Here is a 14,777-nt window from a genome sequence, read left to right on the forward strand (position 1 = left end):
CTGACAGGTTCACGCTGCGATCCTGGTGGGTGTGCGGGAGGGTGTCAAGACACCTGTGTCGGGAAAGTCCGGCCCGGCGGGCTTCGTACCGTGCGCGCCGTGCGTCCGACCGGCGAGGCCGCCGCACCGGCGCCCGAGGCGGAGCCCGGCCGGGTGCTCGCGGCCGCCTCCACGGCCCCCTGCGCGGCAGGGGCGGCGACGATCCGCACGGCGCCGAGTGCACGCTGTGGCATACCGGTTCCTTTCGGGGCGTACGGGGCGGTCGCCGGCGGCCGGATCCGCACCCGGGCACGGGGCGTCGCCGACCGCGGCGGCGTGGGCAGGAGGCGGACGGGGCCCTTGCAGAGGGCGCCCCGACGGGAGGAGGGAGCGGCCGTCACGGCCCGGAAGAGCCGGCTTGCGTTTTTCTTGCCGCTGGCAAGAATCCTGCTGGCGTTCATCCGCAATCACAAGAAAACACATCTTCACGACAGATAAGCGAGCCTTAACTCCGTGCACGCACTCGACCCCCGTCTGCTCGCCACCCTCGAAGCCGTCGTACGGCACGGCTCCTTCAACGCCGCCGCACGCGAGCTCGGCTACAGCGCGCCCGCGGTCTCCCAGCAGATCGCCGAACTCGAACGCCGCACAGGCCTCAGAGTGCTCGAACGCCGACCGGTGCGCGCCACACCGGCCGGCGAGGTCCTGCTCGACGCCGAGCAGGGCGTGCGCAACGCGCTGGCGACGGCCTCGGTGGAACTCGGCGCCATGCGCGCGGGTACGGCGGGCCGGATCCGGCTCGGCGCCTTCGCCTCCGCCGCCACCGGCATCGTTCCGCAGGCGCTGGCCCAGCTCCACGCGGCCTACCCCCACGTGCAGGTCAGCCTCTGCCAGTTGGAACCCGAGGCGGGCTACAACCGGCTCAAGCGGGGGGACATGGACCTGACCCTCGGCTACGACTACGACTTCATCCCCGACCCGCCGCCCCGGATGCTGCGCCGGACGCTGGTCGCCCGGGATCCGGTGGTGGCCGTGGTCCCGGCACACCACCGCCTGGCCGACAGGGAGGTCATCGACCTGGCCAGCCTCGCGTCCGAGACGTGGGTCGCGGCTCCGGAGGCCGCCCTGCGGCTGGAACTCCTTTCCCAGATCGCCAAGACGCCGGGTTTCCAGGCCCGCCTGCAGTACGAGGGCGACGACTTCAACACCGTGCTCGGCTTCGTGGCCGCAGGCCTGTGCGTCGCCGTCATGCCGCGGCTGGCGCTGCCCCGCAGCAGCGCCGGGGTCGTGGCGCGGCCCCTGGCCGAGCCGGAGTTGACGCGCTTCATCTACGCCGTCCGCATCGACACCCGGCACACGCCGCGCGCCGTCCTGGACCTGGAGCAGATGCTCGCCGCGCAAGCGCTGGCGGCGCTCTCCTGAGGAGCGCGGCAGGGCGGGCGCCGGAGGCGGGCCGGAGCAGGAAGCCAGCGCGAAACACGCCAACTTGCCGGCGGCCGCACGCGCGTAGACCGCGCCGGGATGCCAGACTCCCGGCGTGTCCGACTACCGGACACGGTGGCTGAAAATTAAACTATTGTGTGACCGGCACGCTACGTTTGCGGCGGTTGACGTTCCACCGAGAGGAAACCCCTCATGACCGCAGCCGACAGCGCCCCGGGAACGGCCCGAATCCTCACCGGCTACCGCCCCGAGGACGGCTTCATGGCCGTAGAGCTGGATCCCCCTCCGGCCGAGTACGTATGGCACGACGAGCACGCCGAACAGCAGGAGCAGCGCTACGGCCCGGGAGTGGTCTACCAGCAGTGGCTGGCAGTGGACGCACGTGACGGCGCCGTCTGGTTCGGCGACATCGACTGGCGCACCGCACGCGAAGACCTCGGCAGCCGGCTCCCCGGCCTCCCCCGCAGGGCGCTCGGCGACGGAGCAGTCCCCGCCCCCGGGGTCATGGTGCAACTGCTCGGCCACCTCGCCCATGACGAACGGCGCGGCTGCTCCTGGCACTTCTTCACCGCCGAGGAGCTGCACGCGGTCGCGCTGCGCATCCTGCCCGCCGTCCAGCGGCTCGTGGACTCGATCCACCGGGTCGGGCCGGAAGGCGAGCTGGAGTGGTCGGCCGAGGCCGCCACCGCCTGGGACGACATCGAGCACGCCGTGACGCACACCTTCGACCCCTCCGGCGAGCTCCTGTGGCCCAGGCCGCGCACGACACCGACCCCCGCCTGGCGCGTCGAGGTCGCCGATTTCCTCGCCATGAACCCCGACCTGTGCGACCCCTCCTGGGAGCTGGCCACGGACGAGGAGCTCGACGCCTACGCCGACTACCGTCCGGACAGCGGCTACGGCGGCGTACCGGGGCGGATGTGCCGCGCCGCCGACCGGCAGATCGAGGACGGCTTCACCTTCTACGGCCACCGTGCCGCCCTGTACGCCCACCGCGCGAAGGCGTGCGGCGGCCGCACTCCGACGGACGCCCGCATCTGGCTGGAGACGACGGAGGCCGGCCGGGGCACCTGGGAGGCGGCCAAGCCCCTCGGAGCCACCCTCGCCGACGTTCCGGACTGCGCGCTGGCGGCCCTGGCCGAAGGGTTCCAGAGCGCCGCGCACGAGGAGGGCCTGGTCCTGATGGGCCTGGAGGCCTACATGCGCCGGCTGCGCGCCGAGGAACGCTCCGCCGTCGACCGGCAGCTCGTCCGTGAAGCCGAGGAGGTCGAACGCCTCGAGACCATGCTCAAGGAGTTCCGCGCCGCACGGAACCGGACCGTGACCCGGATCCTGGCCTGGTCCGACGGGCGCAGCGACGGGGACATCGCCCGCCTGGCGTCCATGCCCGACGAGTACGTCGGCGAGTGGCGGGCCCGCCTGACCGACGAGCAGACGACCTCCGCCCCCGGAGCGTGAAGGACGGTCCGGCGCCGCTCGGGCGCCCTGCGCCTGTCCCCCGTGTCCGCGCTCGGTTAGGCTTGCCTTGCTTTGCGCGCGGCGGTGCAGGTTCGGTCCCCGTGGCGCATTCGGCATCCACAGGACGGAACGGCAGAGGCGGGACGAGGCGTCGTGGACAGGATCGTCGTCACCGCCGGAGCCCTGTACGCGATCGTCCTGCTCCGGGGCGGAGGGACGTTCGCCGTCGGGTGGCTCGCCGGCGCCGGTGTCCGGCGCAGCAGGTACGCCGAGCGGATCTCCTCGGCGAGGTTCCGGCGCGCCGAGCGGGCGATCCAGCGGTGGGGCGCGCCGGTGGTGGCCGTCTCCTTCCTGACCGTCGGTTTCCAGACCGCCGCCAATTTCCTCGCGGGCAGCATGCGGATGCCGCTGCCGCGCTACCTCCCCGCCCTGTTCCTGGGAGGAGCGGCGTGGGCGCTGATCTACGCGACCGCGGGGCTCGGCGTGCTGGAGGTGCTGGAGAGGCTCTTCGCCGACTCCTGAGCCTGCCCCGTCCCCCGCGGGAGGGAGGACGGGGCGTGGCCGGCCCGTGCCGGCTGGCGCCTTCCGGGTGGGGCGGCCCCGGCGTGGGACGGCCGCGGCCGCCGGGTCGGGCGGCTACGGCTTCCGAGGGGCCGGGAGCTGTTGGGTGATGCAGTGGATTCCTGCGTCACCGGTGGCCAGGGTGGGGGCTTCGACGCCCACCACACGGTGGTGCGGGAAGGCCGCGGAGGCCGCTTCCAGGGCCTCGGCGTCCCTGCCCGTGCCGGCCAGCGGCATGATCACCCCGCCGTTGGCGATGTAGAAGTTCATGTAGTTCACCACGGCGTCCCGGCCGTGGACGCGTACCGGCTGCTGCGGGGGCAGTTCCAGGATCTCCAGGCTCCGGCCGGCCGCGTCGGTGGCGGCTTCCAGGACGGCGCGGTTGGCCTTGAGACGTGCGTGGTCGGGGCGCGCGGGGTCACCACACGCCTCCACCAGGACACGGCCGGGCCCGATGAACTGGCAGACGTGGTCGACGTGGCCGTCGGTGTCGCCGGCGAGGTGGCCGTACGGCAGCCAGATCACCTTGGTGGCGCCGAGCAGGGCCTCGAACTCGGCCTCGACGTCGGCGCGCCCGAGCCGCGGGTTGCGGTTGGCGTTCAGGACGCACTGCTCGGTGGCGATCAGGGTGCCCTCGCCGTCCACGCTGATGGCCCCGCCTTCGAGGACCGTCATGGTCGCCCGGCGCCCGAGGCCCAGGACGGGGAGCAGGCGCTCGGTGATCCTGTCGTCCTGGGCGTAGGGGTGGAACCGCTCGCCGAAGGAGTTGTAGCGGAAGTCCACGCCGACCCGGCCCTGCGGGCCGTGGACCACGAGGGGTCCGGTCGCGCGGAGCCAGGCGTCGTCCATGGGGATGTCCACCGTGGTGACGTCGACTTCGCACAGGTCCCGCACGCGCTCGGCCTGGCCGGGCAGGACGAGCACGATCACCGGCTCGAACGCCGCGATGGCCCGGACGACCTCCGCGTACTCCCGCTCGACGGAGCCGAAGCTGTCGCCCCACAGCGACGCGTGCGGCGGCCAGGCCAGCATGCAGGCCTCGTGGGGTTCCCACTCGGCCGGCATCAGGTAGCCGGTCATGGCGTCCCCTGCGGAAGGGGGAAGGACGCCACGGCCTCCTCGGCGGCGGTCCAGTCGCCGGCGAAGCGGTCGGCGAGGACGTGCAGCCACCGTTCCATGCCGAAGGCCACGCAGGAGGTGTGGGCCGCTTCGCCCGCGTGGGTGATGCCGGCCCGCTCGCCGAAGAAGTTGCGGTGGTAGTTGACGGAGGCGATCGCGAGGCCGCCGTCGGCGACGAACTCCTCCTTGGTGGGGAAGAGCCGCTGCATCACGGCCCGGGAGCCGTTGGCGTCGAAGAACGGATCCGTCGCGACCTCGGTCGTGAGCCGTAGGCCCAGGTGGGCCGCGAAGTCCAGGACGAGGCCCTTGTGGGCGGTGAGGTGGCCCTTGACCGTTTCCGCGTCGCCGACGGCGATGATCTCGCGCATCGTGAAGCCGTGGAGGCGGCGCAGGCCCTCGTAGTGCGTCTCGCGCCGGAAGCACTGCGCGATGGTGGTGAACCGGACCGGTTCGCCGAGCCGGCTGCCCGCCAGGGACAGGTAGGCGTTGTAGCAGGCGGCCGAGGGCAGGACCAGGCAGGCCTCGGCGAGCTGGTGGCCGCCGAGGGTGGTGCCGGGTTCGGCGGGGTGCGCGGGCAGGTCGGCGATCGCGTCGGTGTTGACCGCCGCCGCGGCGAGGACCAGGTGCGGGAAGTTGGTGAAGTAGTCGAAGCGCGCCAGGTCGGCGACCGGGATCAGCGGCGGGTAGAGGACCTCGGCGGCGCCGGCCGCGGCGGCCCAGCCGGTGAACACGGCGTCGAGCGCGGCCCGCAGGCGGACCGCCTCGGGGCCGAGCGTGACCAGGCCGCCGGTGACGTCGACGGGGGCGCGCAGGCCCGGTTCAGGCGTGCGCACGGCCGGCACCTTCCGTGAGCAGCGCGTTGATGCGCTCCAGCGTGCGGAAGTTGTCGACGTCCGTCGTGGACAGGTCGACGGGCTCGCCGGTCAGTTCCTCGATGAGGAGGAGGAACTCGACGAAGGCCAGCGAGTCCAGGATCCGGGCCTCGATGAGGTCGCGGTCCCAGGCGATGGTGTCGACGGAGGCGTTGAGCTTGCGCAGGAAGTCGAGGACGGTGTCCATCGACGGGTGCGCCGCGGTCGTGTTCTCACGCGCTGACATGGTCGGTCCCCCAAGAGGTGCTGAAGATTTCACTGGCGACGAAGAACCGGTCGACCCGGGCCATGAGTTTGACGTGGAACGCCTCGCGCACCGGGTGCGACAGCGCCTCGCGCCGGACCGCAAGGGGGTTCGCGACACCGCAGTCGCGGAAGATCTGCGGGTTGTAGAGGCTGCGCACGGAGTACGTCATGTAGTCCTTGACATACTTCTCGATCTCCTCGCGGCGGTCCGGGTCGGCGGCCAGGGCGCGGTCGTAGAGGCGCTTGACGAGCTGCTTGCCGAAGGCGACGTGGCGGCTCTCGTCGTGGTGGTGTGCCGCGTGGATCTCGCGCAGGATGTCCGGGATCAGCGCGTCCTTGCCCATGCGGCTGTTGTAGTAGTCGAAGATCTCCTCGAAGATCAGGATCCGGGAGAAGACGATCACGTCGTCCCACAGGTTCCCGAAGCCCTCGCGGCGGAGCGGGGAGGGGGCCTCCGGGTAGATGCCGCCGGTGTACCGGTGGCAGAACTCGGCGAAGAACCACATGTGGGCGTTCTCTTCGCCGATGAAGTGGTGCAGGTACTCGTTGTACTCGGCGAAGTCGGGCGTGTGGATGCGCTTGGCGACCTCGATCATCAGCTCGCGGATGCCGTGGACGTGCAGGCTGAAGAAGTTGACCGTCTCGTGGCGGGCCAGTGCCTTCAGCGTCTTCTCGTCGTCGATCAGACCGGTGCCGGACACCGTGAGGTAGTCGGGGTTCATCCACCACTGGTCCTCGGGCACGGTGTCGGGCCAGGTGAACTTGGTGTACGGGTTGTAGTACTCGTCGCGCGACTTCTCGGAGAGGCGCGCGAGCATGGTGCTGAAGCCGGAATCGTCCATGGTGATGCGTTCTTTCGAGTGGTACCGGTACGGGTGCGGCCGCCCGGGTGGCGGCCTCGGTCATGCGGCGGAGTCGGCCGTTGCGACGAGCGAACGCTCCAGTTCGCGCAGGAAGGACTCCATGCGGGCCTCGGTGACGTGCCTGATGTCGCAGGTCAGGGAGAACTCCAGATAGGCGCCGCCGTGCTCGCCGCCGTGCTCGCCGCCGTGTTCGCCGTCGTCGACGACGAGGTAGAAGGGCTCCTGCTCGGTGACCGGGAGCCAGGTGAGGACGGTGTCGGGCAGCATGTCGGCGGCCGGGGCGCCGCGTCGTACGTCCGCGTCCGCGCCTGCGTCCGCCGGCAGGGTGCGCCGGTCGTTGATGCAGTAGGGGAAGCGCAACGGTGCGTCCGGGCCGCCGCCCAGTTCGGCGAGGAGCCGGTTCATGCTGTCGGCGTCGCACCCGGACTTCTGGAAGGCGGTGATGGCGGAGAGCCAGGACCGTTTGACCGCCTGGGGCAGGTCGGCGCCGGCGAGGTCCACCGAGAAGTAGCTCTCCTGCATCATCGTGGCGACGGTGGTGCGGCTGTCCCGGCCGAAGCGCTGGGAGCTCGTGAGGTGGAGGTCGATGCGGTCGCTCCCGGTCAGGTCGCGCAGCAGCAGGGCCGCCGCACCGATGATGACCGCCGCGACGCTCAGGCCGGAGTCCTGCGCGATGCGGGCGGCGGCGTGCCAGGCGGCCCGCGACCGCAGGGCCGCCTGCCGGTACGCCGACTCTTCGGGGAGGTCCGCGACCGCGGGAGGCAGCTGGAGGGGCGGCCGGTCGCGGTAGAGCGAGGCCACGTGGGCCAGGGTGCGGTCGCGCCTGCGGACGCCGTCGGGCGACTCCTGCCACTCGGTCAGGCCCACCGAGGTCATCGTGCCGGGCGGCAGCGGATCCAGCGTACGGCCGTTGCGGAAGTACGCGGCGACCTCCTCGGCCAGGTACTGGAGGGCGTACCAGTCGACTGCCATGTGCGAGAACACGTACACCCCGCCCCACACCCGGCCCTCGGTGACCAGGAGCACCAGGCGCAGGGGCAGTTCGTCCGCGAAGGAGAACCGCCTGGTGGCGAAGGACGCCTCCAGGGCGGCGATCTCCCCGCCCCCGTCCGTCGGCGTGTCCACGCATTCGACGGGCAACTCCCCCTCGGCCAGCACGCGTTGCACGACGCGCCCGTCCGGCCTGCGCGGGAAGACCGAGCGCAGCGCCTCGTGGCGCGAGAGGAAGAACGAGAGCGCGTCGAGGCACTCGTCCTCGGTGGGGCGCACTGCGGGCGGTACGCGGAACGACTCGACCACGTTGTAGACGTGGTGGTGGGGCGCGGCCTTCTCGATCAGTGCCCAGATCTCCTGCTGGCTCCAGTTCAGCCCCGCCTCGACGGCACGCCCGCCCCGGAAGGGCGCGCGGCGGACCCGCGCGGGGAAGGGCTGTCCGCTGCGGTCGCGGTCGGCGTGCACGGGCGCGTTCACCTCGCCACCGTCCCCGTGTCCGTCCGGTCCGCCGCGGGTTCGCCGGCGGCCTCGGTGACAGCGGAGACGGCGGCGACGGTGGCGACGGCGGCGAGTTCTTCGGCGAGGGCCGCGACGAAGGCGTCGACGTCGTCCGGGGTGGTGTCGAAGGTGCACATCCAGCGGACCTCGCCGGTCCCTTCGTCCCACACGTAGAAGGGGTGGCGCTTCCGCAGGCGGGCCGCGGCCTCCTCGGGCAGGACGGCGAACACCGCGTTGGACTCCACCGGCCGGACGATGCGCACCCCGGGCAGCTCCCCGGCGGCCACGGCCAGGCGGGACGCCATGGCGTTGGCGTGGCGCGCGTTGGCCAGCCATGCCCCGGACTCCATCAGGGCGATGAACTGGGCGGAGACGAAGCGCATCTTGGAGGCGAGCTGGGTGGCGGCCTTGCGCAGGAACTCGGTGCCCCGGACGGCGTCCGGGTTGAGCACGACCAGGGCTTCGCCCAGGAGCAGGCCGTTCTTGGTGCCGCCGAAGGAGAGGACGTCCACGCCCGCGTCGGTGGTGAGGGCGCGCAGGGGGACGTCGAGGGCCGCCGCGGCGTGCGCCAGCCGTGCTCCGTCGAGGTAGACCGCCATGTCGCGCTCGTGGGCGAAGGCGCAGATGTCGGCGATCTCCTGCGGCGTGTACAGGGTGCCGAGTTCGGTGGGCTGCGTGATCGTGACGACGGTCGGCTGGGCGCGGTGGACGTCGCCCCGCCCTCGCGCGTGCCGTGCGATGAGGGCGGGGGTGAGCTTGCCGTCCGGGGTCGGCACGGGGAGCAGTTTGACGTGGGCGATCCGCTCGGGGGCGCCGCACTCGTCGGTGTTGACGTGCGCGCTTTCGGCGCAGATGACGGCTCCCCAGGGCTCGCTCATGGCCTGGAGGGCCACCACGTTCGCGCCGGTGCCGGTCAGCACGGGGTACACGTGCGCGCGTGCGCCGAAGTGGTCGCGGAAGACGTGCTGGAGCCGTTCGGTGTAGGCGTCTTCTCCGTACGCCGGCTGGTGGCCCTCGTTGGCGGTGACGAGGGCGGCCAGGACGTCCGGGTGGATGCCCGAGTTGTTGTCGCTGGCGAAGCCCCGCGAGGCGGGGTCGTGCAGTCGGGAGATCAATCCTTCGTCCTTCACTCACGCGGCGGCCCTCGTACGGGCGCCGCGGTGTCGGCTGGATCACGGGTTGCGCCGGGGGCATGCGGGGATGCCGGGACGCGTGGGGGGATCCGGATGCATGGGGGGTGCAAGGTGTCATGGGCTGCTGGTGGCAGCCGTACCTGTCCCACTCCCCTCGATGTCCGGTGCGAAGATCCTAAGAGATGATCTAGTAATCGGCGCAAGCCTTCCGGCACACTTCTGATCAAGAAGAAATTCTGCCGTGCAGCCTTGACGTGCTTGGCAGTTGCCCGTATGAGCACAGGAAGAGGGAGCATGCAGAGTTCCCCGGAAAGCGCCCTGCGGCGCGCCCACCGAGGTGTCCTCGGCACCTTCGCCCTGGTCGGTGTGGTGAACGGCATCCTGGCCGCCCGACTCCCCGGACTGGCCTCCAAGTTGGGCCTGGACACGGGCGATGTCGGACTGGTCATCCTGTCCTGGGGCGTCGCGGCGACGCTGACCATGCAGTGCATGCGCTGGATCGTCGCGGCGCTGGGGAACCGGGTGCTGCTGAGGATCGGCACCCCGATGGTCACGGTGTCCGTCGGGCTCATCGCCCTCAGCCCCTCGTTCCCCCTGCTGCTCGCCGCCGCCGCGGGGTTCGGCGTGACGTCCGGGGTGGCCGAGGCGATGATGAACGCGCAGGGCAGCCTGGTCGAACGGCGGGCCAGGCGGCCGCTGTTGAACGGGTTCCACGCCGGATGGAGCGCCGGCGCGGTGGCCGGCGGCCTCCTCGCCGTGCTGCTGGCCGCGCTGGACGTGCCGTACACCGCCTCGGTGCTGGGCGTCGCGGCCGTCGCCCTGCCGGCGGCCCTGGCGGTGGGCTGGACGTACCTCGACGAGCCGGCCGAGGAGGAGGAGGAGAGCGAAGAGCGCCGCAACCTGCCCGGCATCATCTACCTGATCGGCGCCGTCGCCTTCATGGCCCTGCTCCTCGAAGGGCTGGTTGCGGACTGGAGCGGCCTGCTCCTGACCCGCGAGCTGCACACGACAGAGGCGGTCGCCGCCCTCGCCTACCCCTTGTACGAGGTGGCCACGTTCACGGGGCGGCTCTTCGGTGACCGGCTGCGCCTGCGATGCGGCAGCCGCCCGCTCCTCGCGGCGGCCGGCACCGTGACGGCGCTGGGCGTGCTCCTGGTGGTCGTGGCGCCTTCCGCGGCCTGGGCGATCGCCGGGTTCGGGCTGACCGGCCTGGCCGTCTGCATCGTGGTGCCCCTGTGCATGTCGCTGGCCGGAGCGGTCGTCCCCGGCCGCTCCGACGCCGCCATCGCCCAGGTGTCGGCGATCGGTTACGCGGGCCTGCTCGTCGGCCCGGTGCTCATCGGCTTCGTCGCGGAGGCCGGCTCGCTGCGTACGGGGATCGCCATGGCCATCGGTGTCGCGCTGTTCATCACCGTCGCGGCCGGCCGGATGCCGTCCGGGCTCCCCGCCGCCCCCCTCCCGGACCCGGACCCGGCCCCCGTCCCGTCGGGCCGCGCCACCGGCGACTCCTGACCTCGCGCTCGGCCCCGCAGGGCCGCCGCGTACGCGCACGGCCACGGGCAGCGGTCCCCGGAGCGCCTCATCCTCATGGTGCGGAGGCGGATGGAAAGCTTGAGGCATGGCCCTTCGAGCATGGCTGGACATCAGGCGGTTCTGGCAGCCGGAGCACGCGCCCGCGCTGCTGATGATCCCGCTCGGGCTGATCGTCACCGTCTGCGTGGTGGATGTACTGGCTCCGCCGCACATCCATCTCGGGCCCCTGCTCGTGGCAGCCCCCGCCATCACGGTGGCGTTCGGCGGGGCCCGTACGACGGCGGCGATGGGGGCCCTCGCGGTGGCGGCCCAGGTGAGTATCGGCGTGCTCAGGGGGGTCTTCGGCACCGCCAACATCCAGGCCCAGATCGCCGCCCTGATCGTCGTCTCGGCCGTCTGTGTCACCGTCTGTGCGGTGCGGGACCGGCGCGAGCAGCAGCTGCACCAGGTGCGGTCGGTGGCCGAAGCGGCCCAAAGAGTGCTGCTGCAGCCGCTGCCCCCACGCGCCGGCCCGCTGCGGATCGCCGGCCTGTACCTCCCCGCCGAGGCCGAAGCCGAGCTGGGCGGAGACCTGTACGCGGCAGCACGCACCGCCCACCACAGCACCCGGCTCCTCATCGGCGACGTACGCGGCAGCGGTCTGGGCGCCATCAGCAAGACCGCCCTGCTGCTCGGCGCCTTCCGCGCAGCCGCCCATCGGCAGGCCACCCTTCCCCGCCTCGCCGTCCACCTGGACGGCGCGTTCCGCTGGGACACCCGCCAGTGGGGGTCACAGACGGAACAGGACACCACCGAAGACTTCGCCACCGCCCTCCTGCTCGACATCCCCGACCACGATCCGGTCGTCCACCTCATCAGCTGCGGACACCCACCACCGCTCATCCTCCGCGGAGACCGGCTCATCCCGCTCGTGTCCGAGGCCAGCCACCTTCCGATCGGATTCGGAGGGGCTTTCGGCGTCGCCGACTACGACGTGCAGACCTTCCCGTTCGAGGAAGGCGACCTGATGCTCCTCTACACCGATGGCGTCATCGAGGCACGCAACGCAGAGGGACGCTTCTACCCGTTCAGCGAGCGCGCGCCCCAGTGGAGTGCGGACGACCCCGGCGAACTCCTGCGCCATCTCCAGGCCGACCTGCTGGCCCACGTCCACGCACACCTCGACGACGACGCGGCCGTCGTCGCGATCCGCCGCACGGCGCCCACCCCTCCGCCATCCGGCCCGGCCCTCTGAACGGGGGCGGGGCCCCTCTTCACACCGTCACGTCCTGCGGCCGGAGAGCTACCGGGCAGCCTCAACGTGGTCTGGGCGTTCGGCTACAACGCGGTGACCGTGCCGCCGGCGGCCGTGGGCCGGCTCAACCCGATGGTGGCCGCGGCCGCGATGTCCGTGAGCTCGCTCCTCGTGGTGGCCAACAGGCTGCGCCTGCGCACCTGGCAGCCCTCCCCCCAGCGCCCTGCGCCTTCCGCCCGGAAGTCCTCCCTGCGGTGACCGACTCCCTCCGGCCCGCGGCGGCGGAAGGCGGGCGGCCCGGCCGTCGGCGCCTGCGCGACGGGCCGCCCGCCGCGCTCGTCCCCGTCGTGGTCTGCCTGACGGCACTGGTCGGCCTGACGGCGTGGACGAAAGCGGGCCGCAGGCCGCCCCGCGCGCAGTCGCGACCGATCGCCGACATGCGGGAACCACGCGCGCCCGCCGTCCGACTACTGCGGCGTGGGCGAGGGGCGGGCATCCCCTCGAGCCCCCGCTGCTACGTGAGGATCGAGGTGGGTGTGATGGGCGGGCTGGACGTCCGCATGCGCCAGGTGGCCTGTCGGCACGGCCGGGTCGAGGCGGTCGCCGACGTGGATCTGGAGATCGCGGCCGGTGAGCGCGTGGCGCTGACCGGGACCAACGGCTCGGGCAAGACCACGCTCCTGCGTGCCGTGCTCGGACTCCACCGGCAGGTGACGGGCTCGATCACGGTCGGCGGGCGGGGGACCGCGTCGCCGGCGGAGTGGGCGTGGCGGCGCAGGGCCTGCGCCTGGATCCCGCAGAAGCCCGCGGCGGGCCGGTTCCCGTTGCTCGGTTCGGAGTTGCTGGCCAGCAGCACCGCTCCGGCGGACGCCGCCGAGGCGGCGGAGCGGCTCGGTGTCGCGGCGCTGACCGAGCGTCCCCTGCACACCCTCTCGGGCGGCCAGTTGCAGCGGATGTACCTGGCCCGCGCGATGGGCTGCGTGGCCGCCGGGGCCCAGGTGCTGCTGGCGGACGAGCCGACGGCCGCCCTCGACTTCGAGGGACAGGCGGAAGCCGCGGACGTCCTCACCTCCTTGCCGGTGACGCTGGTCGTGGTGACGCACGACCGGACCCTGGCGGAGCGCTGCGACCGCGTGGTGGAGATGGCCGCCGGACGACTGCGGGAGGTCCGGTGACCCTCGCCACCGCCGACCTCGGCGCCCTCCTGCAGCTCGTACCCGTTCAGCGGGCCGGAACCGCCCTGCTGCTGGCGGCGGTCGGGCTGCCGGTGATCGGGGTGGTCATCGTCGGGCTGGACATCATGCCGGTGCGGTTCGCGATGATGCACGTCGCGCTGCTCGGCATCGCCGTCGGCCTCCTGACCGGACTGGACCCCATGCTGTGCGCGCTGGTCGCCTGCGCCCTGGCCGGTGCGGGTGTGGCCCCGCTGGCCCGTACCCCGGACGGCCTCTCCGGCGCGATGGGGCTGTTGATGAGCCTGGCGATCGCGGCGGCGCTGCTCCTCATGGCGGTGTCCGGGGTCAACGCGTCCGGGGCGTTCGCGCTGCTGTGGGGCTCGATCCTGTCGGTCGGGACACCGGACGTGATCGTCCTCGGTGTGCTGGCCGTCGCCGTGCCGGGCCTGTTCCGATGGCGCAGGCGCGAGATCGGTCTGCTGCTGTACGACCGTGAGCTCGCCCAGTGCTCGGGCGTACCGGTGCGGGCGCTGACCGCCGTCCTCCTCGTCCTGGTCGCGATCGCCGTCGCCGGAGCGATCAAGCTGACCGGTGCGCTCCTGGTCGACGCCCTGACCCTGCTGCCCGCACTCGCGGCCCGCCGCCTGGGCAGCTCCTTGAAGTCGATCACGCTGTGGGCCGTCGGCATCGGCGTCCTCGTCAACCTGACGGGGTTCCTGCTGGCCCTGTGGCTGGACTGGCCGCCCGGGCCCGTCCTCGTCCTGACGGCGGGGGCACTCGTCCTCGCCGTGCATGTCATTCCCGAACGGAGAATCAGCTCATGGCGCGCACCCGCGTCCGTATCCCTGCCCTCGCCGCACTGAGCGGGGCACTCCTCCTGACCGCGGCGTGCGGCAGCGAGAAGGCTTCCGACGACGCGCCGGCCAAGAGCGGGAGCGAGACCAGGAAGGGCAAGCCCGCGGTGGTCGTGACCACTGCCTGGGAAGGCGCCTTCGCCAAGGCCGCCGGGGCCGAGGACGTCAAGGTCATCGTCCCGCAGTCCGTGCACCACGCCCCCGACTACGACCCGAAGCCCTCCGACCTCGCCGCCGTGGCGAAGGCGGACTTCGTGCTCTACGCGCCGTTCGAGCCGTATGCCGCGAAGATCAAGGAAGCGGCGGGCTCGAAGGCGAAGCTGGTCGAGGTGGACCTCGACAACGACCCCGACAAGGTCAAGGCGGAGGTCGGCAAGCTGGGCGCGCTCTTCGGCACGGCGGACGCCGCCGCGCAGTGGAAGACCGGCTTCGACACCGAGTACGGCAAGCTCAACAAGGACCTCCAGGCCGCCTGGCCCGGCGGGAAGAGCCCCGCCGTCGTGACCCAGGTCTTCACCGCCTGGGCCGCGAAGCTCGCGGGAGCCACGTCCGTGGGCACCTACGGACCCGAGGCCGTCACCCCCGCACAGCTCGCCGAGCTCTCGGCGAAGAAGCCCGCCCTCGTCCTCGACAACGCCCACATGTCCACCGGTACGGTCCTGCCCGACTCGGGCGCCAAGCAGGTCGAGATCGTCAACTACCCCGGTGCTGACCTGGAGTTGCTGCCCGTCTACCGCAACGCGGCGGCCGAACTGAAGAAGGCCCTCACCTCCTGAGGCGGGAGGGGCGCACCTGGGTGGGCCCCTCCCCGGGCAG

General features: G+C 72.2%; 13 protein-coding genes and 2 pseudogenes. 9 read left to right on the forward strand and 6 right to left on the reverse strand.

All coding sequences use genetic code 11. The annotated features are described in order from the left end of the window. The first annotated feature begins 492 nt into the window (after positions 1 to 492). The 3 genes and pseudogenes from AB0953_RS04800 to AB0953_RS04810 form a co-directional block, all read left to right on the forward strand. The gene (locus AB0953_RS04800) at positions 493 to 1,401 is read left to right on the forward strand and encodes a LysR family transcriptional regulator (protein WP_366857947.1); all 909 of its coding nucleotides are present in this window, start codon (positions 493 to 495) and stop codon (positions 1,399 to 1,401) included. Between the two features lie 213 nt (positions 1,402 to 1,614). Next, entirely contained in the window at positions 1,615 to 2,880 is a 1,266-nt protein-coding gene (locus tag AB0953_RS04805) for a hypothetical protein (protein ID WP_366857948.1), read from the forward strand. A 153-nt stretch (positions 2,881 to 3,033) separates the two neighbouring features. Continuing rightward, a pseudogene (locus AB0953_RS04810) lies at positions 3,034 to 3,396 on the forward strand (VTT domain-containing protein); the annotation flags it as partial. Positions 3,397 to 3,516: 120 nt separating this feature from the next. Here the strand turns inward: AB0953_RS04810 and AB0953_RS04815 are convergent. Genes AB0953_RS04815 through AB0953_RS04840 form a run of 6 tightly spaced genes read right to left on the reverse strand, consistent with a single transcriptional unit; the run spans position 3,517 to position 9,147 of the window. Next, entirely contained in the window at positions 3,517 to 4,521 is a 1,005-nt protein-coding gene (locus tag AB0953_RS04815; protein ID WP_366857950.1) for an agmatine deiminase family protein, read from the reverse strand. Beyond that, entirely contained in the window at positions 4,518 to 5,393 is an 876-nt protein-coding gene (locus AB0953_RS04820) for a hypothetical protein (protein WP_366857951.1), read from the reverse strand. The genes AB0953_RS04815 and AB0953_RS04820 overlap by 4 nt, the downstream gene beginning before the upstream one ends. After that, positions 5,380 to 5,658 (reverse strand): phosphopantetheine-binding protein, encoded by a 279-nt coding sequence (locus AB0953_RS04825; RefSeq protein ID WP_366857952.1) that lies wholly within the window; start codon positions 5,656 to 5,658, stop codon positions 5,380 to 5,382. The genes AB0953_RS04820 and AB0953_RS04825 overlap by 14 nt, the downstream gene beginning before the upstream one ends. After that, entirely contained in the window at positions 5,645 to 6,520 is an 876-nt protein-coding gene (locus AB0953_RS04830; RefSeq protein WP_366857953.1) for a diiron oxygenase, read from the reverse strand. Before AB0953_RS04830 ends, AB0953_RS04825 begins: the two co-directional genes overlap by 14 nt. Before the next feature lie 60 nt (positions 6,521 to 6,580). Next, complete coding sequence (locus AB0953_RS04835) at positions 6,581 to 8,011, reverse strand: condensation domain-containing protein (RefSeq protein WP_366857954.1); 1,431 nt, start codon at positions 8,009 to 8,011, stop codon at positions 6,581 to 6,583. Continuing rightward, complete coding sequence (locus AB0953_RS04840; RefSeq protein WP_366857955.1) at positions 8,008 to 9,147, reverse strand: low specificity L-threonine aldolase; 1,140 nt, start codon at positions 9,145 to 9,147, stop codon at positions 8,008 to 8,010. Before AB0953_RS04840 ends, AB0953_RS04835 begins: the two co-directional genes overlap by 4 nt. Before the next feature lie 312 nt (positions 9,148 to 9,459). Between AB0953_RS04840 and AB0953_RS04845 the strand changes: the two genes are divergently transcribed. From AB0953_RS04845 to AB0953_RS04870, 6 genes and pseudogenes are all read left to right on the forward strand, one after another. Continuing rightward, positions 9,460 to 10,677: an MFS transporter gene (locus AB0953_RS04845; protein ID WP_366857956.1), complete on the forward strand. Its 1,218-nt coding sequence runs from the start codon at positions 9,460 to 9,462 to the stop codon at positions 10,675 to 10,677. Positions 10,678 to 10,783: 106 nt separating this feature from the next. Further along, on the forward strand, positions 10,784 to 11,932 hold the full coding sequence (locus AB0953_RS04850) for a PP2C family protein-serine/threonine phosphatase (protein WP_366857957.1): 1,149 nt from the start codon (positions 10,784 to 10,786) through the stop codon (positions 11,930 to 11,932). 60 nt (positions 11,933 to 11,992) lie between these two features. Continuing rightward, positions 11,993 to 12,190 (forward strand): annotated as a pseudogene (locus AB0953_RS04855) (hypothetical protein); the annotation flags it as partial. A 281-nt stretch (positions 12,191 to 12,471) separates the two neighbouring features. Continuing rightward, positions 12,472 to 13,107 carry an ATP-binding cassette domain-containing protein gene (locus AB0953_RS04860; protein WP_366857958.1) on the forward strand — a complete coding sequence of 212 codons (636 nt, stop codon included), beginning with the start codon at positions 12,472 to 12,474 and terminating at the stop codon, positions 13,105 to 13,107. Then, positions 13,104 to 13,970 carry a metal ABC transporter permease gene (locus AB0953_RS04865; RefSeq protein WP_366857960.1) on the forward strand — a complete coding sequence of 289 codons (867 nt, stop codon included), beginning with the start codon at positions 13,104 to 13,106 and terminating at the stop codon, positions 13,968 to 13,970. Before AB0953_RS04860 ends, AB0953_RS04865 begins: the two co-directional genes overlap by 4 nt. Beyond that, positions 13,928 to 14,737 carry a zinc ABC transporter substrate-binding protein gene (locus tag AB0953_RS04870; RefSeq protein WP_366857961.1) on the forward strand — a complete coding sequence of 270 codons (810 nt, stop codon included), beginning with the start codon at positions 13,928 to 13,930 and terminating at the stop codon, positions 14,735 to 14,737. The genes AB0953_RS04865 and AB0953_RS04870 overlap by 43 nt, the downstream gene beginning before the upstream one ends. Positions 14,738 to 14,777: the final 40 nt, after the last annotated feature.

Source organism: Streptomyces sp. NPDC046866 (assembly GCF_040704625.1).
GTDB lineage: Bacteria > Actinomycetota > Actinomycetes > Streptomycetales > Streptomycetaceae > Streptomyces.

Excerpts from the sequence above, each read along its gene's own strand:
- AB0953_RS04845 (WP_366857956.1), top strand. The coding sequence starts at position 9,460 with ATGCAGAGTTCCCCGGAAAGCGCCCTGCGGCGCGCCCACCGAGGTGTC.
- AB0953_RS04850 (WP_366857957.1), top strand. The coding sequence starts at position 10,784 with ATGGCCCTTCGAGCATGGCTGGACATCAGGCGGTTCTGGCAGCCGGAG.
- AB0953_RS04825 (WP_366857952.1), bottom strand. The coding sequence starts at position 5,658 with ATGTCAGCGCGTGAGAACACGACCGCGGCGCACCCGTCGATGGACACC.
- AB0953_RS04815 (WP_366857950.1), bottom strand. The coding sequence starts at position 4,521 with ATGACCGGCTACCTGATGCCGGCCGAGTGGGAACCCCACGAGGCCTGC.
- AB0953_RS04805 (WP_366857948.1), top strand. The coding sequence starts at position 1,615 with ATGACCGCAGCCGACAGCGCCCCGGGAACGGCCCGAATCCTCACCGGC.
- AB0953_RS04830 (WP_366857953.1), bottom strand. The coding sequence starts at position 6,520 with ATGGACGATTCCGGCTTCAGCACCATGCTCGCGCGCCTCTCCGAGAAG.
- AB0953_RS04870 (WP_366857961.1), top strand. The coding sequence starts at position 13,928 with ATGGCGCGCACCCGCGTCCGTATCCCTGCCCTCGCCGCACTGAGCGGG.
- AB0953_RS04860 (WP_366857958.1), top strand. The coding sequence starts at position 12,472 with ATGGGCGGGCTGGACGTCCGCATGCGCCAGGTGGCCTGTCGGCACGGC.